The 24,232-nt window shown below is 52.2% G+C and carries 23 protein-coding genes; 21 read left to right on the forward strand and 2 right to left on the reverse strand.

Going from position 1 to position 24,232, the window contains the following annotated elements:
• Positions 1–10: 10 nt before the first annotated feature.
• Complete coding sequence (locus AB8516_RS00245) at positions 11–2,275, reverse strand: EAL domain-containing protein (protein ID WP_369156927.1); 2,265 nt, start codon at positions 2,273–2,275, stop codon at positions 11–13.
• 15 nt (positions 2,276–2,290) lie between these two features.
• Positions 2,291–4,396 carry an HDOD domain-containing protein gene (locus AB8516_RS00250; RefSeq protein WP_369156929.1) on the reverse strand — a complete coding sequence of 702 codons (2,106 nt, stop codon included), beginning with the start codon at positions 4,394–4,396 and terminating at the stop codon, positions 2,291–2,293.
• 309 nt (positions 4,397–4,705) lie between these two features.
• On the opposite strand from AB8516_RS00250, the gene fliL reads away from it, so the two are divergent.
• From fliL to AB8516_RS00355, 21 genes are all read left to right on the forward strand, one after another.
• Positions 4,706–5,227, forward strand: a complete 522-nt coding sequence (gene fliL / locus AB8516_RS00255; protein ID WP_369156931.1) for a flagellar basal body-associated protein FliL — start codon at positions 4,706–4,708, stop codon at positions 5,225–5,227.
• A gap of 5 nt (positions 5,228–5,232) precedes the next feature.
• Positions 5,233–6,273 carry a flagellar motor switch protein FliM gene (fliM, locus tag AB8516_RS00260; RefSeq protein ID WP_369156933.1) on the forward strand — a complete coding sequence of 347 codons (1,041 nt, stop codon included), beginning with the start codon at positions 5,233–5,235 and terminating at the stop codon, positions 6,271–6,273.
• A gap of 67 nt (positions 6,274–6,340) precedes the next feature.
• Positions 6,341–6,745, forward strand: a complete 405-nt coding sequence (gene fliN / locus AB8516_RS00265) for a flagellar motor switch protein FliN (RefSeq protein WP_108294416.1) — start codon at positions 6,341–6,343, stop codon at positions 6,743–6,745.
• Positions 6,745–7,149 carry a flagellar biosynthetic protein FliO gene (gene fliO / locus AB8516_RS00270; protein ID WP_108340272.1) on the forward strand — a complete coding sequence of 135 codons (405 nt, stop codon included), beginning with the start codon at positions 6,745–6,747 and terminating at the stop codon, positions 7,147–7,149. Before fliN ends, fliO begins: the two co-directional genes overlap by 1 nt.
• Positions 7,146–7,880, forward strand: coding sequence for a flagellar type III secretion system pore protein FliP (gene fliP, locus AB8516_RS00275; RefSeq protein WP_069128001.1), 735 nt, complete (start codon positions 7,146–7,148; stop codon positions 7,878–7,880). Before fliO ends, fliP begins: the two co-directional genes overlap by 4 nt.
• A 13-nt stretch (positions 7,881–7,893) precedes the next feature.
• Complete coding sequence (fliQ, locus tag AB8516_RS00280; protein WP_069127996.1) at positions 7,894–8,163, forward strand: flagellar biosynthesis protein FliQ; 270 nt, start codon at positions 7,894–7,896, stop codon at positions 8,161–8,163.
• 48 nt (positions 8,164–8,211) lie between these two features.
• The gene (gene fliR / locus AB8516_RS00285) at positions 8,212–8,991 is read left to right on the forward strand and encodes a flagellar biosynthetic protein FliR (RefSeq protein WP_108294422.1); all 780 of its coding nucleotides are present in this window, start codon (positions 8,212–8,214) and stop codon (positions 8,989–8,991) included.
• Between the two features lie 3 nt (positions 8,992–8,994).
• Entirely contained in the window at positions 8,995–10,131 is a 1,137-nt protein-coding gene (flhB, locus tag AB8516_RS00290; RefSeq protein ID WP_369156937.1) for a flagellar biosynthesis protein FlhB, read from the forward strand.
• A gap of 179 nt (positions 10,132–10,310) precedes the next feature.
• On the forward strand, positions 10,311–12,401 hold the full coding sequence (gene flhA, locus AB8516_RS00295; protein WP_369156939.1) for a flagellar biosynthesis protein FlhA: 2,091 nt from the start codon (positions 10,311–10,313) through the stop codon (positions 12,399–12,401).
• A 126-nt stretch (positions 12,402–12,527) separates the two neighbouring features.
• The gene (locus tag AB8516_RS00300) at positions 12,528–12,863 is read left to right on the forward strand and encodes a hypothetical protein (RefSeq protein ID WP_369156941.1); all 336 of its coding nucleotides are present in this window, start codon (positions 12,528–12,530) and stop codon (positions 12,861–12,863) included.
• A 509-nt stretch (positions 12,864–13,372) separates the two neighbouring features.
• Positions 13,373–14,656 (forward strand): flagellar biosynthesis protein FlhF, encoded by a 1,284-nt coding sequence (gene flhF, locus AB8516_RS00305; RefSeq protein ID WP_108294430.1) that lies wholly within the window; start codon positions 13,373–13,375, stop codon positions 14,654–14,656.
• 34 nt (positions 14,657–14,690) lie between these two features.
• Positions 14,691–15,524, forward strand: a complete 834-nt coding sequence (locus tag AB8516_RS00310) for a MinD/ParA family protein (RefSeq protein WP_369163204.1) — start codon at positions 14,691–14,693, stop codon at positions 15,522–15,524.
• 2 nt (positions 15,525–15,526) lie between these two features.
• Positions 15,527–16,273: an RNA polymerase sigma factor FliA gene (locus AB8516_RS00315; RefSeq protein ID WP_108294510.1), complete on the forward strand. Its 747-nt coding sequence runs from the start codon at positions 15,527–15,529 to the stop codon at positions 16,271–16,273.
• 55 nt (positions 16,274–16,328) lie between these two features.
• Positions 16,329–16,712, forward strand: coding sequence for a chemotaxis response regulator CheY (gene cheY / locus AB8516_RS00320; protein ID WP_069128097.1), 384 nt, complete (start codon positions 16,329–16,331; stop codon positions 16,710–16,712).
• A gap of 25 nt (positions 16,713–16,737) precedes the next feature.
• A complete protein-coding gene (locus AB8516_RS00325; protein WP_108294434.1) occupies positions 16,738–17,472 on the forward strand; it encodes a protein phosphatase CheZ in 735 nt (244 codons plus the stop codon).
• Between the two features lie 71 nt (positions 17,473–17,543).
• On the forward strand, positions 17,544–19,850 hold the full coding sequence (locus tag AB8516_RS00330; RefSeq protein ID WP_369156945.1) for a chemotaxis protein CheA: 2,307 nt from the start codon (positions 17,544–17,546) through the stop codon (positions 19,848–19,850).
• 126 nt (positions 19,851–19,976) lie between these two features.
• Positions 19,977–21,035 (forward strand): chemotaxis response regulator protein-glutamate methylesterase, encoded by a 1,059-nt coding sequence (locus tag AB8516_RS00335; RefSeq protein WP_369163206.1) that lies wholly within the window; start codon positions 19,977–19,979, stop codon positions 21,033–21,035.
• A 98-nt stretch (positions 21,036–21,133) separates the two neighbouring features.
• A complete protein-coding gene (locus AB8516_RS00340; protein ID WP_108294440.1) occupies positions 21,134–21,880 on the forward strand; it encodes a flagellar motor protein in 747 nt (248 codons plus the stop codon).
• Positions 21,877–22,713 carry a flagellar motor protein MotD gene (gene motD / locus AB8516_RS00345; protein WP_369156948.1) on the forward strand — a complete coding sequence of 279 codons (837 nt, stop codon included), beginning with the start codon at positions 21,877–21,879 and terminating at the stop codon, positions 22,711–22,713. The genes AB8516_RS00340 and motD overlap by 4 nt, the downstream gene beginning before the upstream one ends.
• Positions 22,710–23,513, forward strand: a complete 804-nt coding sequence (locus AB8516_RS00350; RefSeq protein WP_108294444.1) for a ParA family protein — start codon at positions 22,710–22,712, stop codon at positions 23,511–23,513. Before motD ends, AB8516_RS00350 begins: the two co-directional genes overlap by 4 nt.
• Positions 23,510–24,199, forward strand: a complete 690-nt coding sequence (locus AB8516_RS00355; protein ID WP_369156950.1) for a chemotaxis protein CheW — start codon at positions 23,510–23,512, stop codon at positions 24,197–24,199. Before AB8516_RS00350 ends, AB8516_RS00355 begins: the two co-directional genes overlap by 4 nt.
• Positions 24,200–24,232 lie beyond the last annotated feature (33 nt).

Raw genomic sequence — 24,232 nt, forward strand, 5'->3', positions numbered from 1 at the left:
GGCCCTGGCATCACTGATAAGACGGATCGTGATCAGAGGACACTATCGTGTCCGCGCTGTCTTGGCCATTGGTGTTGCCTTTTGACTTTATAAATTTGAGCAACTCGTCCTCAGGCACAGGGTGAGAGTAGAAGAATCCTTGCGCCAAACCGCAACCAGCCCTGCTGAGATGATCGATTTGGGTCTGGTTTTCCACACCCTCGGCGATCAGGTTCAGGTTGAGTCCCTTGGCCATGGCGATAATCGCATCGATGATAGAGTTATCTTCGGAGGTTTTGATGCCTTGAACAAACGAGCGGTCGATCTTCAAGGTATTGATTGGCAAATTCTGTAGATAGCCCAATGATGAGTAGCCGGTACCGAAATCATCGATGGCGATGCGTATGCCTTTATGGGATAACTTGGTCAAGGCATCTATCGCTTTCTCCATATCCTGCATAATGGCATGTTCGGTGATTTCCAGTTCCAAAGTGTTTTTCGGTAATTGATGTCGTTTGATGATCTTGAGTGCTTTATTTACAAACTGATCCATCTCAAGTTGTTGCATTGAGATGTTTACCGAAAGTTGTAATGTGATACCTTCGTGTTCCATCCAGCGTTTTATGTCCGTGCACGCCCTTCGCAGCACCCATTCACCAAGGGGTATGATCAGGCCGGATTCTTCTGCGACACTGATAAATTCATTGGGTTGGATTGTACCTTTTTCAGGATGTTTCCAACGAACCAGTGCCTCAACACCCCTCATATAACCGTTGTTGATATCAAATTGTGGTTGATAGTAGAGACATAGTTCATTGGTTGAGATCGCTTTGCGTAAGCCATTCTCAATATCCAGGGATTGCGAGAAGTGAGCCTTCATCTTCTCGGAATAGAAGGCATAGCCGTTCTTTCCGGCATTCTTCACTTTATACATCGCAATATCGGCATGTTTGATTAATGAGTCCTTGGTGTCACCATCACTGGGATAGATGGAGATGCCGATGCTGAAGCTGATGAAAATCTCCTCGTTTTTTATGATAAAGGGTTCCAACGTCAGTCGGAGAATCTTTTCCGCCAGGTTTCTTGCATCCTGTATATCATTGATTTCGGGTACAAGCAGATTGAATTCGTCACCACCGACGCGGGCGAGGGTATCGGCTTCTCTCAACTCACTGCGGAGCCGCTGGCCAACCATTTTCAGTAACTCATCACCCACATAGTGACCGAGTGAGTCATTGATGATCTTGAAACGGTCCATGTCCAGATACATGATTGCCAATTTTTTACCCGAGCGCTTGGATTGCGCCATGGCCATGTTTAACCGATCGCGGAACAAGCTGCGATTAGGTAGATTGGTCAACAAATCGTGGTAGAGCTGATATTTGATGAGTTCTTCGGCCTGTTTCCGTTCGGAGATATCCCGTGCAACACCATAGGTGCCTATGAATGACTTGGTTTTATCATCATTCGTTGTGTATATGCCGATCGAACTCAACTCGACCGGTACGGTGCCGGAATCGAAAAAACGGCTGCCATTATTGTTCTTACTGCTCAACTTCAGTTCTGCGCTACGGGTGGCGCGTTCCCCGGCACGGCGCTCATTGAATGTGAAATGGGCTCGTTCTATATCTTCAGTGTGAATAAGTTTGCTGAAATGCTCACCGATGATTTCTTTCTGGTCGTAGCCCAGAAGTGACTTTACGCGCTCATTTATGAAGGCGAATCTGCCCTCATGATCCAGCAGATAGATCATATCGGGTGAGTTGTTGACGATAAACTTGTGAAGGGACTCGGACTCCTGAAGCCGCAGTTGTATTGACTGATTTGATGCCTTCAACTGACGACGTTCAAGAACGTTGGCGACAGATCGCAACAGCTCGTCCGGCGCATAGGGTTTACGCAGAAAGTCCTGAGCCCCTTTGCGTAGTGCCATGGTCGCATGGTCAAATGTGGTTTCGCCGCTAACGACGATGATATCGCAATTCAGCTGATAAGAATCGATATGCTCCATCACTTTGTGTCCATGGAGATCAGGCATATTCAGGTCGAGCAGTATCAAGTCGAAAGTTCCGCTATTAAGTAGATCGATCGCCTCACGGCCGCATTCCGCCAGTGTTGTCTCATAACCCGTGAAGCGCAGGATTTCCTTCAGGCTGGCTCGCGCCCTTGGCTCATCATCAGCGATCAATATCCGCGCGTTATAGCTTCGCTTTGGACGATTAGTATTAATGTCTGTTGGAAGGGATTCGAAGTTGCCTTCAATACCTCGCCATGGTGCCGGATAGTATGGGTGCATATTGAGTTCCTTATACTAGCCGATCCTGGGCAGGTAGATCTGAAATCGCGAGCCCACCCCGCTATTCGATGTACAGTTAATGGAACCGGAAAGCTCATCAATGAGATTTTTAACGATAGTAAGCCCCAATCCGGAGTGGGAATTGTCTTTGGTGGTTGTAACCGGGGTGAATAACTGGTCCATAATCTCTTTGTCTATTCCTGGGCCATCGTCAGTAATCTGAATTTCAATGTGTTCTTTGCCATTTATATAGGCATTGGCGCGGGTTTCAATACCCAGTTTTCCCCCTTCTGGCATAGCTTCGACTGCATTTTTTATCAAATTGGTCAGTATCTGCTTGATATGACCCCGCTGCGTGTCAAGATGGGGCAGGTTCGAGTCAAGATCAAGTTCGGTGGAGATATTGTGCATGGGAAACAGCGAGGATTGAAATAATTTGTACAGATCCTGTATGAGTTGGTTGATGTCGACGCTTTTTGTCTGTTGCTCGAGTTCATCGGGAATATCACGAATACGCAGTATGATCTTGCCGACCCTTGCAATTTCTTCCTTGATAATATTCAGTTCTTCGGTTGCTTCATGATCCTCGCCAAGTTTCATGCCGAGAATGTGCAGGTAGTTGTTGATGATTCCGAGTGGGTTGTTCGCCTCATGTACGACTTTCCGCGCCTCGAGATGAAAAGTGGCCCGCTCGTCTTCAATCATCTGCTGTTGATGGGAGAGCATGTTCTGCTGCCGCTGGAGCATTTCTGCCGCCTCCCCGGCAAAGAGTGTGAGTAGCTGCTGTTGCCCGTCCAGTTCTTCCCACTGGTTTTGGTTGATGCCGATGGCGATCAATCCAATCCGGGATTGGTGGGTGCTCAACGGCAGGTAGAGCAGGGCTTCGTTGTTCAGAAAGCGCGCCAATTGGCGATCCACGACACTTACCAGCGGCAGATTCTCATCACCCTGTGAATAGCGGGAGCTTTTTTGATTGAAGGCAGTGGCGGCCAGACTGCGATCGGATTCAACGGAAATCGTAATTTCTTCCAACAGTGCATTGTTATGGGCTGTAGGGCTGATCGGGCTTAGCGTCTTCCCATCCTGATTCAGTATCAGGTAGCAGACCTGTTGAATGCCGAAGAGCAGATCGAGGTCGCGCTGAATCTGTTGCATCGTGGCGATCACGTCCGGTGTTTCCGGTATAGCTTCCAAACCACCGCCGAATAGGGCCGCCTGTTTGATGCGTTCTGCCAATGCCTGCTGATGATCTTGTGCCTGTTTTTCGGTTTTCTGTCTAGGCAGGGTAATGCCAAGACTTCGTGCCGCATTGGCTGCCTTATCCCTGGCATCCTGGATTAACTCTTCCACGATTGTCTGATTCAGCCCGAACAGGGTATCGGCACGCGCCAGGACCTCGTTTTCCAGTTTGTCGCTGCTGTCGGAGAGGTGGCTTGCAAGATTGACCAGTTTTACCAAGTGCGAGCAGTCGAGAATATTATCTGCAGGTTCGTGCTGGTAGAGCACTGCGTCAGCCAGGAAGGATTGCAGGTCCCAGCTTTCTATCATGTGTGATCCGATCTGCGGCGATGAAAAGTCGAATTTCTCAATCTCCGCCTTGACCAGTGACTCCCCTGTCAAATCCTGTTCAAGTATGGCCCCGTACTCATCGGGAGAGGCCTGCAGTAAAGCCAGCTGTCCCAGTCGATGCAGGAGTCCCGCAAGATAGGCCTCATCGGGTGACCGGTATGTGGTCAGGTCCGCCAAGGCCTTTGCTGTTTGTGCGCATATCAGTGACTGAAACCAGATTTCGTCAAGGGCTTGTCCAGCCTGTTTACTGAGCTGGTTGAAAAATTGCTGGACTGCGCTGTTGATGGCGATTGTTCTGACGCTGCGAATACCAAGAACCACCAACAGTCGCTGTATATCGCTGATCTCCTGCCATTGACGATAGAAAGGTGAGTTGGCTGCCGTGATGACCTTGGAAGAGACTCCAGCGTCTTTCTCTATCGTTTCGGCCAGATGCTTGAAACTCACGTCGGAGTTGTTGCAGCTATCGATGAGCTCGATAAGGATTGCTGGCGGGCTGGGAAGATTGCTGAATCTTCCGATGAGTCGCTTATGCTCCGATTGAGTAGGCACGGAAATCCTAAAAATATTATTTATTAACAGCTGGTTATCGGGGTAATTAATAGCACTTAATTAGTTACTGTTAAAGCTATTTTACTAAAAAGTCCTTAATTCATGTATGGATTTCTGTCTCGGATGACGCCCATATGCCGAAACCGGGCATGTCGAATTTTTGCCTTGAGCAGGATTTCTGGCGAGTCAATATTTTGTCTCTATTTAAAGATCTATTTATAACTATATGAATAAAAAGGAATTAATTTATTTATATCGAGTGGCATTTATATTGCATTCAAATAGGATGTAAATCTTGAGGGTGGCATTATGGCAGACGAACAAGCAGCAGAAGAACTCGATTTAGGCGAAGAGAAATCAGGTAAGTCCAAGCTCATTATCATCATTGCAATCGTTGCCGTTTTACTGATTGGTGGCGGTGTTGCCGCCTATTTTCTTCTGATGGGGGACGATGAATCGGTCGATGAGGAGGATCCGGCGTCGTCTGAGCAAGCGGCCGAAACTGAAGAGCCGCTGAGTCCTGCCCAGTACATTGAGATGAAGCCACCCTTTGTCGTCAATCTGCCGGGTCGTCCAAGTCTGCTGCAGATCGGAGTCAGTGTCAGGGTCCGATCCGACGAGATGGTCGAATTTATCAAACACAATGATCCAATGATTCGCCACAACCTTCTAAACCTGCTCTCGGGTGCGGATGCCAAAGCCCTCAAGGCGCGTGAGACAAAGGAGAGCCTGCAGAGGGAGATGCTCAGGGAACTCAATCGGGTTGTCACTGAGTTAAAGGGGCCCGGGGAAGTTGAAGCCCTCTATTTCACCAGTTTTGTAATGCAATAATCATCATGAGCGCCAACGACTTACTTTCACAAGAAGAGATCGACGCCCTGTTGCACGGGGTTGATAACGGTGATGTCGCGACAGAAACGGATGTGGCCGATGCCGGTGGTGTCAACTCCTATGACTTCACCAGCCAGGACCGTATCGTTCGCGGACGTCTGCCTACGTTGGAGATGATCAATGAACGATTTGCGCGTCTGTTCCGAACCAGCCTTTTCAATATGCTTCGACGCACGGCTGATCTTTCCGTATCCGGGATCCAGATGCAGAAGTTTTCCGAGTTTGTGCATAGCCTGTTTGTCCCGACCAGTCTGAATATGATCCGGGTACCGCCATTGCGGGGAAAAGGGCTGTTCGTGATCGATCCCAAATTGGTATTCAGTGTCGTGGATAACTATTTTGGCGGATCCGGGCGATTCCATACCAAGATCGAAGGACGCGACTTCACACCGACGGAAAACCGGGTCATTCAACTCCTTTTGAACAGGGCTTTCGAGGATCTGGAAGTCGCCTGGAAACCTGTGTTCCGGGTTAAATTCGAGTACAGCGGATCAGAGGTCAACCCTCAATTCGCCAACATCGTGAGTCCGTCAGAAGTGGTGGTTGTCACATCATTTCACGTCGATCTGGAGAGTGGCGGTGGTGATTTTCATGTCTGCATGCCGTACTCGATGCTCGAACCGATACGTGAATTGCTCGATGCGGGCGTTCAGAGTGATCGAGGTGAAAGGGACGAACGGTGGGAACGTTCCCTCAAGGAGGAGATCCTGGCTGCGAAGATTGAACTCTCCAGCATTCTCACCGAGGTGCAGATAAGTGTCAAAGAACTGGCTGAGTTGAAAGAGGGGGACATCATCCCCATCGAGATGCCGGAAGAGGTTGAGGTTGAAGCCGCCGATGTTCCTGTCTTCAAAGCCAAATTGGGCGTTGCCGATGGCAACTACGCCTTGAAGATCAACAACTGGATTCAACAGAATCGGCGCAAAGGTCTGCACGATTATCTGGAAATGGAAAGAAAAGCGGTGCAGAACGCGAATGGCGAATAAGTGGATAGCCGATACGGTGAATCAGTTGTGAATGACAGCAGAATGGTACCCCAAGAGGGCGTAAAAAATGAGTGAAGAGAAAACGAGTGATCCGAACGAAGCATTGGCGGATGAATGGGCCGCTGCACTGGACGAACAGGTCGATAGCGAAAGTGATGATAAGGCTGCCGCAGCCTCTTTCGATGAACTGCAGGATGAGTCCGGTAACGATGCCGTGAATATGGATGCGATCCTGGATGTGCCGGTTACCATCTCAATGGAGATTGGCCGCACCAAGATCAATATCCGCAACTTGCTGCAATTGAATCAGGGTTCTGTCGTCGAATTGGATCGATTGGCGGGTGAGCCAATGGACGTGTTGGTCAACGGTACGCTGATCGCCCAGGGCGAGGTTGTTGTAGTGAACGAGAAGTTCGGTCTCAGGTTGACCGATATCATCAGTCCCTCAGAGCGGGTGAAGAGGATCAGTTGATGTGCCGTTGGCCGTTCATCACCCTTCTGTTCAGCCATTCACTATACGCGGCCGATACTGCGCAGAAACAACTTGGTGTCAATGTCTCCCCCTTGGGTGCCGACAGCCTGCTGAGTACCGTCGGCGGTCTGTTATTGGTGCTCGGAATCATCATTGGCGGGGCCTGGCTGTTCAAGCGCTATGCGCAAATGCCAATGGGCGGAAAGGGAATGGTGCGAGTCGTTGGAGGGGCTTCGGTAGGAACCCGTGAACGGGTGATCGTTGTGGAGGTCGATAATCAGCGGTTGCTGCTTGGCGTGGCGCCGGGTCAAGTGCGTACTCTACATATCCTGCAAGGATCAGGGCAGGGTTTTCAAAACTATTTGGATAATGAAAAGGGCAGCGGTCAGGAGCGGAAGCAATGAGGGCCTGGCTGTTAATCATCGGCCTTTTAAGCAGTACCTTGCTGCAAGCAGCGCCGGGTGTCGATGCGTTTACGGTGGCATCGGATGGCGAGGGCGGTCAAACCTATACCCTGACTATCCAGATCCTGCTCTTCATGACCGCACTGACGCTGTTGCCGGGCGCCTTGATGATGATGACCTCTTTTGCCCGGATCATCATTGTCCTGGCCATACTCAGGCAGGCACTGGGTACCCAGAACACACCCTCGAATCAGATACTCATCGGATTGGCCCTGTTTCTTACCCTGTTTATCATGATGCCGGTCTTCACCGAGGTGAATGAGGTGGCGTTACAACCCTATCTGGCGGAAGAGATGAATGCCACCCAGGCACTGCAGGCCGCCTCCGAGCCGGTGAAATCATTCATGATCGCGCAGACGCGTGAGGATGACCTGGCACTGTTTGCGCGCATCGGTGATTTCAGTGAGCTCGCGGAGCCCGACGATGTGCCATTCAGTCTGCTGCTTCCCTCGTTTGCCACCAGTGAATTGAAAACCGGCTTCCAGATCGGTTTTCTGCTGTTTATACCGTTCCTGATCATCGACATTGTGGTAGCCAGTATATTGATGTCGATGGGCATGATGATGCTGTCACCCATGATTATATCCCTGCCGTTCAAGATTATGCTGTTTGTGCTGATCGATGGGTGGGCATTGGTATTTGGCACCTTGGCGGCGAGTTTCCAACTCTAAGTGGAGAGGGTATATGAGTCCGGATACCGTAATGTCGATTGGACAAAATGCACTTGAGGTGATTGGCATACTGGCCGGATTGGTTTTACTGCCTGCGCTGGCGGTAGGTTTGATTATCGCCATGTTTCAGGCCGCAACCCAGATCAACGAGATGACATTGACCTTCATTCCCAAGCTGGTGGTTGTGGGCGTGGTGCTGATGTTCGCGGGCAACTGGATGTTGCACCTACTGATGAATTTTTCCATGAATCTGATTGAGAGCATACCTGAACTGCTTTTTTAAGCCTTGAATAGCAAAAAAACGTATTTATGAGGCACTTTTGGAAACATCATGATCTTCAACGAAGCGCAGTTCAATACCTGGTTGGCGGCCTATTTTTGGCCGATGGTGCGCATCAGCGCCATGCTGGTGGCGATACCGCTGTTCAGTTCGCGACAGATACCGGCACGGTTTCGACTCTTTATGATGATCCTGATTACCTTGCTGATTGCACCGACACTGCCACCCCAACCCCAGGCGGATGTGCTGAGTCATACGGGTTTTATCATTTTGTTGCAGCAGATTCTGATTGGCGTGATGATGGGATTTATCCTGCAGATGGTATTCGGTGCGCTGGTATTCGGGGGCCAAGTGATCGCCTATAGCATGGGCCTGGGCTTCGCCTCCATGGTCGATCCGGCAAATGGGGTGCAGGTCCCGGTGGTGGCCCAATTCTATCTGATACTCGCAACTCTGCTGTTCCTGATATTCAACGGACATCTTCTTTCGATAGAGTTGATCGCCGACAGTTTTGACACCATGCCGGTTGCGATGGATGGCCTCTCCCGAAACGGGCTGCTTGAAGTCGTTGCCTGGGGCAGCCGGCTGTTTACCGGCGGTCTGCTGATTGCATTACCGATTGTCGGGGCCATGCTGATGGTTAATATGGGCATGGGTGTGGTGATGCGTGCGGCACCGCAGTTGAACATCTTTTCGATCGGCTTTCCGATTACCATGCTGCTCGGGTTTGCCCTGATATGGGTCACCCTGCCGAATGTCTTCAGTGTCTTCAATGAACTCCTCGATGAGGCCTTTCAGCATCTGATGCTGACCCTTCGGGTGACGGGGTGAATCATGGCTGAGAACGAAAACGGCCAGGAAAAAACAGAACAACCCTCGGCGAAAAGACTGCTGGATGCCAAGCGGAAGGGACAGGTTCCCCGTTCCCGTGAACTCAACAGCATGGCGGTAACCATGATTGGCGTGACCACGCTTGTTGTCATGAGCAATGCCATTGGCGACGGTTTGTCGCAGATGATGAGTGAGAGCTTTGTTCTGACCCGGGAGCAGATCTTCGATATCAACATCATGTTGATTCAATTGGGTGATCGTTTCCTGCAAATGATGGTAACGCTGCTACCTTTTTTTCTCTTGGTCGTGGTGGCAGCCATCTTCAGTTCTGTCGCCCTGGGCGGGTTTTCCGTCAGCAGCGAGGCATTGGCGCCAAAACTGAGTAAATTGAGCCCGTTAAAAGGTATGAAACGCATCTTTTCCGCGCGCGGGCTGGTAGAGATGCTGAAAGCTTTGGCCAAGTTCATCTTTATCGGTGGTGTCACCATACTGTTGCTCTGGAAGTCGCTGGATAAATTTCTCGCTTTACATGGTATGGAAATCTCGCAGGCAATGGAAAAACTGAATAGCCTGATCGGCTGGTCGGTGATCCTCATGACATCAACATTGATTCTTATCGCAGCGATCGATGTGCCGTTCCAACTGTGGGATCACAAGCGCCAACTGAAAATGACGCGCCAGGAACTGCGCGACGAATTGAAGGAGACCGAAGGCAAGCCGGAGGTGAAGAGCAGAATCCGGCAGCTGCAACGCGAGATGGCGCAAAAGCGCATGATGCAGGAGGTGCCACAGGCCGATGTCATCGTCACCAACCCGACTCACTATGCGGTCGCATTAAAATACGATCCGCAAACCATGCATGCACCGAAACTGTTGGCAAAGGGCGCTGACCTGGTGGCAATGACTATCCGTGAAGTAGGTGCTGAGGCCAAGGTACCCGTAGTGGAGTCACCGATGCTCGCGCGTGCCATCTATTTCCATACTGAATTGAATGCCTTTATTCCCGCCGGACTCTATCTCGCTGTCGCTCGACTGCTGGCCTACGTCTTCCAGCTCAGGGCCTACCGAACCGAGGGCGGGGAATATCCAGAGCTGCCGGATGAGCTATCGATTCCGGAAGAGTATCAACACAATGACTAAAGAGTTTTTAGTTATGAGTTTTGAGTTTTTAGTTATGAGACGTTAGTGATGAGTTTTGAGTCTATATGTTCACTTCACTATTGTTTCTTTTTAGGGCAGCTCACTAATGTGTGCACATTGTGCACACCCATAACTCAAAACTCAAAACTCAAAACACAAAACTTACCAAGGGTGTAACAATGGACGCCACAGCAATCCTCGACAATGTCAGACAAACAGGCGCACGCGGGCTGGGTGCGCCAATCATGCTGTTGATGTTGTTGACGATGATCGTGATTCCATTGCCACCGATTGCATTGGATATATTCTTTACCTTCAACATCACCCTCTCTCTGGTGGTGATGCTGGTGGTGGTCTACACTCGCCGACCCCTCGAATTCTCGGTTTTCCCCAGCATGCTGCTGATTGCCACGCTGCTGCGTCTTGCCCTCAACGTGGCATCCACCCGGGTAGTTCTGTTGGAAGGCCATACCGGTGGTGATGCCGCCGGTAAAGTGATTGAAGCCTTTGGCGCCTTTGTCATTGGTGGTAACTATGCTGTCGGCCTGGTGGTCTTTCTGATCCTGGTGATCATCAATTTTGTGGTTGTGACCAAGGGTGCGGGCCGAGTCTCTGAGGTCAGTGCACGTTTCACCCTGGACGCGATGCCCGGAAAACAGATGGCAATCGACGCCGACCTCAATTCCGGCCTTATCGATCAGGATGAGGCCAGGACACGGCGTGAGGATATCGCCCGTGAAGCGGACTTTTATGGTGCTATGGATGGTGCCAGTAAGTTTGTTCGTGGTGATGCTATCGCCGGGATACTGATCCTCTTCATTAATATAATAGGCGGTCTCTCCATCGGTATGGCCCAGCACGGGCTTGATTTCTCCACGGCGTTGCAGAACTATGTGCTGCTGACCATCGGTGACGGTTTGGTGGCTCAGATCCCCTCACTGTTACTTTCCACATCGGCTGCGATCATTGTCACCCGGGTGGCCAGCAGCCAGGATGTCGGCGGACAGATCGTCAGTCAGCTATTCAGCAGTCCCAAGGCGTTATCGGTAGCGGCATCAGTGCTGTTTCTGATGGGTATCATTCCGGGAATGCCCAACTTTGCGTTTCTTACACTGTCTGCGGCTGCCGCGGCAGGCGCATGGATGATCTGGCAACGTCAGATGAAACCGGTGGAAGAACCGGTCATAGAAGAACCGGTGGAGCAACCGGAGCAGCGTGAACTGAGCTGGGAGGATGTGCAACCGGTCGATCTGATAGGACTCGAAGTGGGTTATCGCCTGATCCCGTTGGTCGATCGCAATCAGGGCGGGCAGCTGATGAATCGCATTAAGGGTGTCAGGCGCAAGCTCTCGCAGGAGATTGGCTTCCTTATCCCTTCGGTGCACATTCGCGACAATCTGGATCTCAATCCCAACAGCTATCGAATCTCGATCAATGGTGTCTCTGTGGCATTGGCGGATATCTTTCCTGATCGTGAGTTGGCGATCAATCCAGGACAGGTATTCGGAGAGTTACAGGGTACCGTCACCAAGGACCCAACCTTCGGTCTGGATGCGGTCTGGATCGATCCGGATCAGAAGGATCATGCACAGACCCTGGGTTATACCGTGGTGGATGCCAGTACCGTGGTTGCCACCCATCTGAGTGAAATCCTACAGTCCCATGCCAACGAAATGATGGGCCATGAAGAGACACAGCAGCTCCTGGATATGCTCGGCAGGACCGCACCGAAACTGGTGGAAGACCTGGTTCCGAAGGCGCTTTCATTGAGCGTGGTGACGAAGATTTTGCAGAACCTGCTGACGGAGCATGTACCCATCCGTGATTTCCGTACCATCGCAGAAACACTGGCGGAGCAGTCACAAAGAACTCAGGATCCAACGGCGTTGACGGCTTCTGTCCGGGTTGCGCTGTCGCGGGGAATCGTGCAGCAATTGATTGGTAGTTCCGAGGAGATACCGGTGGCTGTGCTGGATCCGAGCCTGGAGCAACTGCTGCAAAGAACCCTGCAGGCATCTGAAGAGGGGCAGGCGGGATTTGAACCGGGGCTGGCGGAGAGATTGCAGAATGCGCTTTCCGAAACCTCTGCCGCAATGGAGGCCACTGGGCAGGAGGGTGTGCTTTTGGTCGCTGCGCCGATCAGACCCTGGATGGCTCGCTTCGCCAAGCACGCGGCTCCGGGGATGCATATTCTTTCCTACAACGAAATACCCGACAATCGACAGATCAAGGTGGTTACGACAATCGGTAATACGGCAAACGGTGATTGATGGTGCGCTAAGCTGGTGTCAGAGTTGGCTGCCAACTGCCGAATATGAGATAGTGACGGCAGGAGCATGATCTGAGGTGGCGTTTGGAGGGGTGGCCGGCGCTCGACCTCGGTAAGGACTTATCAAATGATCAAGTTAATCATAAAGGGGTGGTCAGACGAGTGTGCTTGGCTGAGTAGTGATAACTGGTCACATCTCGATTACTGTCAAAGACTCCACCATTGCACCTGTTTGCGGGGTATGGCGCTAAACCGTGCGGCTGAATCGCTGGTAAACAGAGAGTCATGTACGCTGGAACTGGTGAGTAGAGAACGGGCGGAGGCGCTGATCTTCATCCTTGCTTCGTGTGGTGCGCAATTTGACCTAAAATTTCTGCGACCACAGAAAGTCATATCGCTGGAGCTGTATCGCAGGAGCGCTGAAATCAAAACAGTCACCCAGGCAATTGCTGACGCCAGGTGAAACACCTCTGATTGTCCAATACTGACTGCATGTTCCTGTCCAATGTCGTTGAGCGTTGCGGGATGTGGCGTCTGCCCGGACACACCCCGACAGTTCCGGCAGGCCTCGCTCATATCGGATTACTTAGCCGTGACTTCGATGCTGTATACAGATCCTGCCGATTTTCTGTATCGGAACAAGGAACCTTAATCACAACCCAGGCAGTGCCGAATCCTTGGCGGATAGAGGTAGGGAGTCAAGAGACCGGCGTCTGCTTGAGGTCCGCCGGTACAGCGTCCATATCTAGCTGTCCTTCCAACCTGTTGTATTAAAGGTAAAAAATCTTGCCATTCCCGATGTGTTAGGGATTGGAACAGTAATTGCAGTAATTGTGTTGAACCCCTGATGGGAGCGATTGGCTTCAACGCCGTACTGGCTGAGACCGGTAGCGTAATAATAAAGCCGGAGAGTGGATAAGCAGGTTGACAGGCGCAAGCTCGACCCAGAGTGACCGCCGGGGATAGCGGACTATGAAGATACGACGTTTTTTTGCCTCTGACATGCGGCAGGCTCTGCGCCAGGTGCGAGAGGTGCTGGGTGCGGACGCTGTCATTCTCTCCAACAAGAACGTGCAGGGCGGGATTGAACTGGTGGCTGCGGCGGATTATGACGAATCCGCATTCAATGCTACCCAGCCAACCGCCATCGAACCCGCATCCCAATCACTGTCTGAAGACAGCACGACCCTGTCTGCTGCGGCCAGGACAGCCTATGCAACCAGCAGCGATGTCGAACAATCTGTAAAACCCAAGCAGGATTATCAAGACACCAAATCAAGTCAGAGACAGGAGCAGCCCCGGGTCGAATGGAGTCAGGATCCGGTATTGAGAGAGATGCGTCGGGAGATGCAGGCATTGCGACGGATGATGGAGAACGAACTCTCTGAGTTGACTTGGCGCGACCTTGGGCATCGTCGACCCCAGACACAGGATTTAATCCGCCGACTGATGGCATTGGGACTGGATACGGGTCACTGTAAGGAACTGGCATATCGTGTGGAAGATGCCGAAACACCCGAACAGGCATGGCGTCAGGCCTTGACCCAGCTCGGTGCAGAAATACCGGTTATAAAAAAGGACCTGCTCGATGAAGGCGGCACCCTTGCGCTGGTGGGACCAACCGGCGTCGGAAAGACCACCACCATTGCCAAGTTGGCTGCCAGATTCTGCCTGCGTCACGGCAATCGCCATCTTGCCCTGATTTCGGCCGACAGTTACCGGATCGGTGCTCAGGAGCAGCTACAAAACTATGGCCGAATCCTCGATGTGCCGGTTCGCAGCGTCACCTCACCGGAAGAGCTCAACAATGCCCTGCATGCCTTCGCGGAAAAACGTTTGGTTTTGATAGATACCGCCGGTATGGGACAGAGAGACCTCAAGCTGACAGAACGCCTGGCGCTGCTGCACAAGGGTAATCATCCCGTTAAATCTTTGTTGACCCTCTCCGCAACCACCCAACGCTCGGCCCTGAGTCACGCAATCCAAGCGTTCAATATCGTAAAACCTATTGGTGTCATCCTGACCAAGATGGATGAGGCCGCCTCGCTCGGGGGTGTGTTGTCCGCCGCTCTCGATGCAAAACTGCCGCTGGCCTTCGTGACTGACGGTCAGCGGGTGCCGGAGGATATTCAAAACGCCCATGCAGACAGGTTGATGAAACAGGCAGTGGAGCTGTCCGAGCTGATGGGCAGCAGTCCGGATGAGGAGTATCTGGCGATGGCTTTCGGGGGAATGAATGACTATGCACATGTCTGAACAGATCGAAGATCAGGCGACAGGGTTACGCAGGATGATCAACCCGGAACCAGTGAGAGTGATTGCGGTCACCGGTGGTAAAGGGGGGGTTGGAAAAACCAGTATATCAGCCAATCTGGGCGTTGCCTTCGCCGAACTCGGCCGTCGGGTAATGCTGCTCGATGCCGATCTGGGACTGGCAAACCTGGATGTGATCCTCGGTTTGCATGCGGAGCGAAATCTCTCCCATGTCATGCAGGGTGAATGCTCTCTGGAAGATGTCATGGTGACCGGGCCCAAAGGCATGAGGGTCGTGCCAGGCGCTTCCGGAATCCAGCATATGGCTGAAATGACACCCGCCGAGAATGCCGGATTGATCCATGCCTTCAGCGAAGTGGCCAATGATGTGGACGTTTTGTTGATCGACACGGCTGCCGGTATTTCCGATCTGGTGATCAGTTTCAGTCGTGCGGCACAGGAACAGATTGTTGTGGTATGTGATGAGCCTGCATCCATCACGGACGCTTATGCGATTATCAAGTTACTGAACCGGGAACACGGAATCAGTCGTTTCCGTATCCTGGCGAATATGGTGAAGAGCGTGCAGGAGGGGCGGGACCTTTACAATAAAATGTGCCGGGTAACCGATCAATACCTGGACGTTATGCTGAACTATATGGGCAGCATCCCATATGACGAACAACTGCGGAAGGCTGTAAGAAGTCAAAAACCCGTAGTCGAGGCCTATCCGCGCTCACGAGTATCACAGGCATTCAAGAATTTGGCCAAAAAGGCCGATAACTGGCCTGTACCCTCGGGTGTCAGCGGTGATTTGCAGTTTTTCGTCGAGCGATTGATCCAATTTTCTAGCCAATACGGGGAGATATGACGGTGAGCGGTTTAGCGACATACACCGCCATGCAGCAACAACAGAACTTTGATGATCTGGTGGATCAACATGCCGGACTGGTGAAAAGGATTGCCTATCACTTGATGAATCGGCTGCCACCGAATGTTCAGGCGGATGATCTGATTCAGGCGGGGATGCTGGGTCTGCTCGAGGCGAGTAGAAACTATGATCCCACGCAGGGCGCCAGTTTTGAGACCTATGCGGGTATCCGCATTCGCGGCGCAATGCTGGACGAGATCCGGCGCAGTGACTGGACGCCACGTTCTGTTCATCGCAAGGCACGCATGGTTGCAGAGGCGATGAGGGAAATCGAGAACAATGAAGGCCGAGACGCACGTGATGTGGAAGTGGCCGAGGCCTTGGGCATGAGCCTGGAGGACTATCACCAGATTCTGCGGGATTCGACAGGATGCCGCATATTCAGTCTGGATGAGTTGACTGCAGTGAGTGATGGCTTTCCTGTTGCACGGGAAGGGCCAGCAGATACTCCGTTTGACGGTTTACAGAAAGATGCCTTCAAGAAGGCATTGGCGGAAGCAATTGCCGGTTTGCCTGATCGCGAACGGCTGGTTATTGCCATGTATTACGATGATGAGATGAATCTTCGTGAGATAGGGCATGTACTGGGTGTCAGTGAGTCCAGGGTTTGCCAAATACACAGTCAGGCCACGCTGCGTTTGCGGTCGCGTTTGACAGATTGGCTCTCATTGGTACATGACGAAGAGTAATGGTTGGCCTGTGATCTGCTGATTGGTTATCAGCGGTAACAGGATGGAGGTAGCATTGGACAAGAATATGAAGATCCTCATTGTGGACGATTTTTCCACCATGCGGCGAATTATCAAGAATCTATTGCGCGATCTTGGGTTTAACAACACCCAGGAAGCGGATGATGGTCTTACCGCGCTACCTATGTTACAGAGCGGGAATTTCGATTTTCTCGTTTCAGACTGGAATATGCCGGGGATGACCGGTATCGATCTGCTGAAAGCCGTAAGGGCCGATGACAAGTTGGCCGCATTGCCGGTATTGATGGTGACGGCGGAGTCGAAACGAGAGCAGATCATAGAAGCGGCGCAGGCAGGTGTGAATGGCTATGTCGTCAAACCATTCACCGCCACGACCTTGGAAGAGAAGATCAATAAGATCTTCGAACGCGTGGGTTAAGTTGAGACTGGGCCGGGAGTAGAAAATGGGACAACCAGATAACCAACAACGATTAGAGATTGCAAAGTCCCTCGTTATCAGCCTGGAAGCCGGTGATGATGCGGAATCCGAGCGTTTGATTTCAAGTCTGACGCCGGCAGAGAAAAATGATGACCTGTTTCAAGAGGTGGGTCGTCTCACACGTGAACTGCATGATGCCATAAACGGCTTCCTGCTCGATGCCCGTATCTCTGACATGACGAATGTGGAGATACCCGATGCCAAGGAGCGGCTCACCTATGTCATTACCATGACCGAGCAATCCGCAAATCGCACCTTGACAGCGGTTGAACAGAGTATCCCGCTGATTGAGAAGATCGAACAACAGTCTGCAGAACTCGCAGAGCAGTGGGACAAACTGCGTTCCCGACTGCTCAATAAAGATGATTTCAAAGAGCTTAGTGGCGCACTTTCGAGTTTTTTACAAACCACCGGGACGGATGCCGGTGAGCTGCATAAGAACCTTTCGGAAGTGCTGTTGGCTCAGGATTTTCAGGATCTCACTGGTCAAATCATTCGCAAGGTCATCACCCTGGTCCATGATGTTGAAGAGAAACTTGTCATGCTGGTGCGTATTACCGGTAGCAAGCTGGACGATCCTGATCAGAAAAAAGATGTTAAAGAAGAGCTTGCAGGACCGGCTATTCCAGGGCTGGATCAGGGAGACCAAGTGACAAGTCAGGACGATGTGGACGATCTGCTCTCCAGCCTGGGATTTTAGTTATACAGGTAAGGACCGATATAGATTTCAACAACATTCGGTAAAGTTCGGTGATCTACCGGGAGCATTAGATGAGCATCGATGTCAACGACGAAATCCTTCAGGATTTTCTGGTCGAGGCTGGAGAGATACTTGAGCTGCTTAGTGAGCAGTTAGTGGATCTAGAGCAGCAACCTGATGATTTCGATCTGCTGAATGCCGTTTTTAGAGGCTTTCACACCATTAAGGGTGGTGCCGGGTTTCTATCAATAGATCCCTTGGTGGAGGTTTGCCACCGGGCTGAGGATGTCTTCAATATACTGCGCCAGGGGCAACGCAGTGTGGGTCCGGATTTAATGGACTCCGTGCTCGAAGTGCTTGATATTGTCAATGCCATGTTCGAGCAGGTGCGCGAAGGCGTCATGCCGGAACACGCGGACCGGGATCTGATCGAGCGACTCAACCGTTATGCCGTGCCGGAAGGCGAAAAGGAAGAGGTTGAGGAGGAAGAGGTTGCGGAGTCAGTTGAAACAGTCACTCAGGACGAGCAAGCACCTGTAACCGATACAGAGGTGTCGACGCAACCCGAACCACCTGCGGTGAAAGAGCAATCCTCGTCCAATGAGATCAGTGATAACGATTTCGAAACACTGCTGGATGCCATCCAGGAACCCGCCCCAGCCGGCAAAGACGACAATATCACAGAGGATGAGTTTGAAGATCTGCTGGATGAATTGCACGGCAAGGGCAAATTCACCGGCAAGCCACCGGCACAAACCAAGGCAGAAAAATCTGCGGCATCCGACGACATCTCAGAGGATGAGTTCGAGGCCCTGCTCGATGAGATACATGGTGAGGGCAAATTCAGCCCTGATAAGCTGAGCAAGGAGGAAGCGACCGCCAAGGATACGGTTAAACCGAAAGTAGCGGATAAACCTCCTGCTGGCGACGACGAAATCTCCGAAGATGAATTTGAGGATCTACTGGACCAGATCCACGGTTCGGGGAAATTTGATCCGAACAAGATTAAGCCGGATGACGCGGCCAAGGATAAAAAAGCTAAAAAAGCGGGACAGCCGGCGCAAAAGGCATCCCCTAAGAGCACGGCCAAACCAGCGAAAAAGCCGGCGGCTAAGGCAAAAACCAAACCAGCCAAAAAAGCTGCCGCAGAAGCGAAACCGAAAGCAGCGCCCAAGCAACCCAAGGCTGCCGCCAGCAAGCCTGCAGCCGAAACCTCTGTCCGTGTGGATACCCAAAGGCTCGACGATATCATGAATATGGTGGGTGAGCTGGTGCTGGTGCGTAACCGACTGGCGACACTGAAGGCCACCATGAACGATGAGGATGTGGCCAACGCGGTGGGTAATCTGGATGTGGTGACTTCCGATCTGCAATTGGCAGTCATGAAGACACGGATGCAGCCGATTAAAAAGGTCTTCGGGCGATTTCCCCGGGTGGTGCGTGATCTGGCGCGGAGTCTGAAAAAGGAGATCGATCTCGAAATGGTGGGTGAGGACACCGATCTTGATAAAAATCTTGTCGAGGCCTTGGCCGATCCCCTGGTCCATCTGGTACGCAATTCGGTAGATCATGGCATCGAGCTGCCGGATGAACGTGAGGAGAAGGGCAAGCCGAGGCGGGGCAGGGTGGTACTGTCCGCTGCCCAGGAAGGTGATCACATTCTGCTTTCCATCGCCGATGACGGTAAAGGCATGGATCCGGAAGTGCTGCGCAAAAAGGCTGTAGAGAAAGGCATGATGGATAGCGAGGCGGCCGCCCGTCTTGACGACAAGGAGTGTTTCAATCTTATTTTTGCACCTGGATTTTCCACAAAAACCGAAATCTCCGACGTCTCGGGGCGTGGTGTCGGCATGGATGTGGTGAAGACCCGGATTGCCCAGATGAACGGTTCGGTTGAGATCGATTCCGAATGGGGCCAGGGCAGCATCATTATAATCAAACTGCCCCTGACGCTGGCAATACTGCCCACTTTGATGGTGGTCTTGGGACAGCAACCCTTCGCACTGCCCCTGGCCAGTGTGGTTGAAATATTCAATCTCAATCTGAAACGCACCAATGTGGTGGATGGCCAGCTGACTATCATGGTTCGCGAGCGCGCTCTGCCACTCTTCTATCTGCGTAACTGGCTGATTCCGGACAAACCGATCAGTGATGAAGACAGGTCAAAAGGACATGTTGTGATCGTCAATGTAGGAAATATCCAGGTCGGTCTGGTAGTCGACCACCTGATCGGTCAGGAAGAGGTTGTGATCAAACCACTCGGCGCACTTCTGCAGGGCCTGGACGGTATGGCCGGCGCCACAATCACCGGTGACGGTAAAATAGCCCTGATCGTGGATGTGCCCGGTTTGATGCGCAAGTATGCCAAGAAGTATTAGGGCCGATTGGAATAGTGATAACAGGCCCGAATACATCCAGGCCGTTTCAGTTGAGCTTAAAGGGAACGAGCAAGATGGCCGGCAGCCCTGCTCACATACAAAGCGAAAAGAGTGAAAAATCGGATAATGGGCGCCAAACTGAAAGTACTGATTGTTGATGATTCAGCTTTCTTTCGAAACCGGATCACTGCGGCATTGTCGCAGGCGGATGATATCGAGATCGTCGGTATTGCAGCAGATGGCAAGGAAGCCATTGAGCGTGCCCGGCGACTAAAGCCCGATGTGATAACCATGGATGTGGAGATGCCCGTAGTTGATGGTATCTCTGCAGTACGCAAAATCATGGCGGAGACGCCAACGCGAATCCTGATGTTCTCCGCCCTGACAAAGGAGGGTGCCAAGGAGACATTGGACGCTTTGGATGCGGGGGCAATGGATTTTCTGCCCAAGGATATGAGCAATCTCGGCAGTGGTGTGGAAGAGGCCAACAAACAGCTGCTGGAGCGTGTCAGGGCAGTAGGTCAATCACGACTGAGCAGTGTGCGAAGCGTCCTCGGCGGCCACTCTCATGCCAGTCGCACGTCCAAATTGGCACCTTCTTCGATTACCGCCGGGCGGAAACCCGAGCTTCTGGCAATCGGCGCATCCACGGGTGGACCGGTGGCATTGCGCCAGGTATTAAGCGCATTACCGCGCAACTATCCATTGCCGATTGTCGTGGCGGTACATATGCCTGGCAGCTTCACCGGTGCTTACGCGGAACGATTGAATACCGTGTGTTCAATCAAAGTCAAAGAGGCAACCGATCGAGACATGCTGATTGCAGGTCAATGTCTGGTCGCCCCGGGTGGGAAGCAACTGAAGGTGGAGCGTGGGCCCTCACAATACCAGGTGCGGATTACCGATCCGCTGCCCAACCAGATTTACCATCCCAGCGTGGATTTGATGCTCTCTTCGGTCGCCGAAAGCTACCGTGAGCGGGCCTTGGGCGTGATCCTGACCGGGATGGGGGCGGATGGTTTGCAGGGCGCCAAAAAGTTGAAACAGGCGGGTTCAAGTCTATGGAGCCAGGATCAACAGAGTTGTGTTGTCTACGGTATGCCCCAAGCTGTCGAAAAAGCCGGTCTGTCTGACCGGGTAGTGGCGCTTGATGAGATTGGGCCGCTTTTAGCGAGGTTATCCTAGGGCCTGTGTACGCTAACCAAACAGGCCCTGTTGGCAGATAGAACAATGTGCAAGATGAGCAGGGTTAATAATAGGAATTTTGTGCCGATGAGAGTGTTATGAGACTCGACTTTCTTAGCTTTATCGGAATTATCATCGCATTTCTCGCGATACTGGGCGGCAATTGGCTGGAGGGTGGTCATATAGACTCCCTGGTCAATGGCCCGGCCATGGTGATCGTGACCGGCGGCACCATCGGAGCCATATTGCTGCAGACGCCAGTACCGGTATTTTTGCATGCACTGCGTCTCTCCGGCCGGGTATTCTTGCCTGCCAGACTGGATATGCGCGCAACCATTGAGAAACTGGTGGCATGGAGCAATATCGCCAGAAAAGAGGGTTTACTGGGATTGGAGACCATTGCGGACGAAGAACCCGATCCTTTCATCCGTAAAGGCATGCAACTGCTTGTTGACGGCAGTGAACCCGAGAGCTTGCGGGATATACTGGAAATGGAAGTGGACGCAAGCGAACAGCACGATATCCAGGCGGCCAAGGTCTACGAAGGTATGGGGGGCTATTCTCCCACGATCGGTATTATCGGTGCGGTTATGGGTCTTATCCATGTCATGCAGAATCTGGCGGACCCGAGCAAACTGGGCAGCGGTATCGCCACTGCATTCGTAGCAACTATCTATGGCGTCGGACTGGCCAATCTGTTTTTGCTGCCCATTGCGGCAAAATTGAAAACCCAGTCTGAGAACATCGCCAAATTCCGAGAGATGGTCATCGAGGGTGTGATCGGTATCGCTGAAGGCGACAATCCCCGCAGTATTGAGACCAAGCTCAAGGGCTTTCTCCAATGAGCAAGCGACGCAAACGTAAACAGGAACATGTCAATCATGAGCGATGGATTGTCTCATATGCCGATTTCATTACCCTGCTGTTCGCCTTTTTCGTCGTCATGTACTCGATTTCCTCGGTCAACGAGGGCAAATACAGGGTACTCTCGCAAACCCTCACAGAAGCCTTTCAGGAAAACAGTCGCAGTGTCGACCCGATACAGGTCGGTGAAATCAATCGCAATTCAGGCAATATGGCAGGTTTAGACCAGGATAACGCCCTGATCCAGACCGAACAGATTCAAGGGCCAGGCACCTATCAGGATCCGGGCCTGGATATGCACAAGATGCCCAACAACGAGACGCAACGGCTCAGTTTTCTTGCTGCCACCATCGAGGATATGTTGAGTGACTATGTCGATCAGGAACTGGTTGACGTCAGTTTCACCGAGGACCGGGTGATCGTCAACATGAAGGACAAAATGCTGTTTCCCAGTGCCAGCGCCCATCTTTCGCGAGAGGCTGTGAAAGCACTCAGAAGTATCAGCCGGGTGTTGAATACCGTACCCAACCAGATACAGGTCGAAGGCAATACGGACAATCGTCCCATCAACACCAAGGAGTTTCCTTCAAACTGGGAGCTGTCCGCTGCCCGTGCGGCAAGCGTGGTCCATCTCATGACACGCATGGGAATCGGGGCGCAGCGCCTGTCGGCGGTGGGATATGCGGAGCATCGGCCGGTTGCGGATAACGGGACAGAGTCGGGGAGGGCGAAAAATCGCCGGGTTTCCCTGATTATCATGGGAATGAGCGGCGGTGAGGACCGGGTTATCGATCTCCCCACAGGTGGCCAATGAAGGTCTGGACCGTAGCCAATCAGAAGGGCGGGGTGGGAAAGACCACCACCACCGTCTCATTGGGTGGCATGTTGTCCCAATGGGGTCTGCGGACGCTGTTGCTGGATATCGACCCACACGGATCCCTGACCAGCTATTTTCGCTACGATCCGGATGGATTGGATGAGAGTGTCTACAGCCTGTTTAAAGCTGTGGCACAAAAAAGCCATGTGGATCCCCTCAGTCTGATCTATCCGACAGGTACGGAAGGGCTGGATCTGATGCCCGCGGAGATGGCGCTGGCCACCCTCGACCGTCAGGCGGGAAAACTGGATGGCATGGGTTTGGTGATCAAGCAGGCACTGACTCAACTGGAGGACCGATACGATCATGTAATTCTCGATTGTCCGCCGATACTCGGGGTCTTAATGATCAATGCCATGGCGGCCTGTGAGCAACTGATCATTCCAGTGCAGACCGAATTTCTCGCCCTCAAGGGTTTGGAAAGGATGTTGCATACCCTGGAGATGGTTATGAAATCCAGGCATGTGCCTCTGCCATACCTTGTTGTACCCACCATGTTCGATCGGCGTACCCGGGCATCCATAGACAGCCTCCGGGTGATGCGGGAGAGCTATCCGGGGCGTGTTTGGCACAGCCTGATTCCGGTGGATACGCTCTTCAGAGAAGCCAGCAAGGCCGGCATTCCACCGGCGCTGTTCGCGCCGCAGAGCCGGGGGGTCGCAGCCTATGAAAGGTTGTTGCGCGACCTGCTCGATGAAGGTGAAGAGCCGGTAATTCAAGCAGGTGTCGCCACATGAATCGCCGGGTCAGGCAGTCTCAGCCGCCGCAGCCGGTCAGCAAGATTGCAGAGCCTGATACTGCACTGAAAAGCTATCTCGATACGCTGTTGTCAGAGATCGATGATTTGACGGTCACGCCTCCCCAGGTGGAGGTTAAAGAGCCGTTGCCCGATGCCGATATCAACTATGACAGGCATACTGAGTCTACGCTGACAACAGTATCGGAGCCGACGTCCGGCGGGGCTGAAACTTCGCTTGAGCCCAATGAACCGGACTGGGTTGCAGATGCGTTTCAGGTATTGTTGTTCGAGGTGAATGGAATCAAATTGGGGATTCCGCTCTCATCACTAAGGGGGATACTCCCCTTTGCGGGAGAGGCAAGTCAATTGCCGGGACAGCCAGCCTGGTCGTTGGGCGTCATCGTCAACAGGGAAGAAAAGGTCGTAGTCGTTAACAGCGCCAGATTGTTGATGCCGGAAAGATTGGATGAGAGTAGCGCTATCAGACCACAACACCTGTTGCTGATCGGTGATGGACGGAGAGCACTGGCGGTAGACACCATCTGCAATACGCTAATGGTGGAGAAAGAGGAAGTTCGGTGGCGTTCCGGCAGTGGGATAAGACCCTGGTACGCAGGTATTATCATACAGGAGTTGAGTGTGTTGCTGGATGTTGACGGGATCTTGAATATGCTCGCCGGCTGAATAGCCCTAGAGTGATATCGTTATGAGGTTTAA

This window comes from Candidatus Thiodiazotropha sp. LNASS1 (assembly GCF_964212655.1).
Lineage (GTDB): Bacteria > Pseudomonadota > Gammaproteobacteria > Chromatiales > Chromatiaceae > Thiodiazotropha.

Excerpts from the sequence above, each read along its gene's own strand:
- AB8516_RS00245 (WP_369156927.1), bottom strand. The coding sequence starts at position 2,275 with ATGCACCCATACTATCCGGCACCATGGCGAGGTATTGAAGGCAACTTC.
- fliL (WP_369156931.1), top strand. The coding sequence starts at position 4,706 with ATGGCAGACGAACAAGCAGCAGAAGAACTCGATTTAGGCGAAGAGAAA.
- fliM (WP_369156933.1), top strand. The coding sequence starts at position 5,233 with ATGAGCGCCAACGACTTACTTTCACAAGAAGAGATCGACGCCCTGTTG.
- fliN (WP_108294416.1), top strand. The coding sequence starts at position 6,341 with ATGAGTGAAGAGAAAACGAGTGATCCGAACGAAGCATTGGCGGATGAA.
- fliO (WP_108340272.1), top strand. The coding sequence starts at position 6,745 with ATGTGCCGTTGGCCGTTCATCACCCTTCTGTTCAGCCATTCACTATAC.
- fliP (WP_069128001.1), top strand. The coding sequence starts at position 7,146 with ATGAGGGCCTGGCTGTTAATCATCGGCCTTTTAAGCAGTACCTTGCTG.
- fliQ (WP_069127996.1), top strand. The coding sequence starts at position 7,894 with ATGAGTCCGGATACCGTAATGTCGATTGGACAAAATGCACTTGAGGTG.
- fliR (WP_108294422.1), top strand. The coding sequence starts at position 8,212 with ATGATCTTCAACGAAGCGCAGTTCAATACCTGGTTGGCGGCCTATTTT.
- flhB (WP_369156937.1), top strand. The coding sequence starts at position 8,995 with ATGGCTGAGAACGAAAACGGCCAGGAAAAAACAGAACAACCCTCGGCG.
- flhA (WP_369156939.1), top strand. The coding sequence starts at position 10,311 with ATGGACGCCACAGCAATCCTCGACAATGTCAGACAAACAGGCGCACGC.
- AB8516_RS00300 (WP_369156941.1), top strand. The coding sequence starts at position 12,528 with ATGATCAAGTTAATCATAAAGGGGTGGTCAGACGAGTGTGCTTGGCTG.
- flhF (WP_108294430.1), top strand. The coding sequence starts at position 13,373 with ATGAAGATACGACGTTTTTTTGCCTCTGACATGCGGCAGGCTCTGCGC.
- AB8516_RS00310 (WP_369163204.1), top strand. The coding sequence starts at position 14,691 with ATGATCAACCCGGAACCAGTGAGAGTGATTGCGGTCACCGGTGGTAAA.
- AB8516_RS00325 (WP_108294434.1), top strand. The coding sequence starts at position 16,738 with ATGGGACAACCAGATAACCAACAACGATTAGAGATTGCAAAGTCCCTC.
- AB8516_RS00330 (WP_369156945.1), top strand. The coding sequence starts at position 17,544 with ATGAGCATCGATGTCAACGACGAAATCCTTCAGGATTTTCTGGTCGAG.
- AB8516_RS00335 (WP_369163206.1), top strand. The coding sequence starts at position 19,977 with ATGGGCGCCAAACTGAAAGTACTGATTGTTGATGATTCAGCTTTCTTT.
- AB8516_RS00340 (WP_108294440.1), top strand. The coding sequence starts at position 21,134 with ATGAGACTCGACTTTCTTAGCTTTATCGGAATTATCATCGCATTTCTC.
- motD (WP_369156948.1), top strand. The coding sequence starts at position 21,877 with ATGAGCAAGCGACGCAAACGTAAACAGGAACATGTCAATCATGAGCGA.
- AB8516_RS00350 (WP_108294444.1), top strand. The coding sequence starts at position 22,710 with ATGAAGGTCTGGACCGTAGCCAATCAGAAGGGCGGGGTGGGAAAGACC.
- AB8516_RS00355 (WP_369156950.1), top strand. The coding sequence starts at position 23,510 with ATGAATCGCCGGGTCAGGCAGTCTCAGCCGCCGCAGCCGGTCAGCAAG.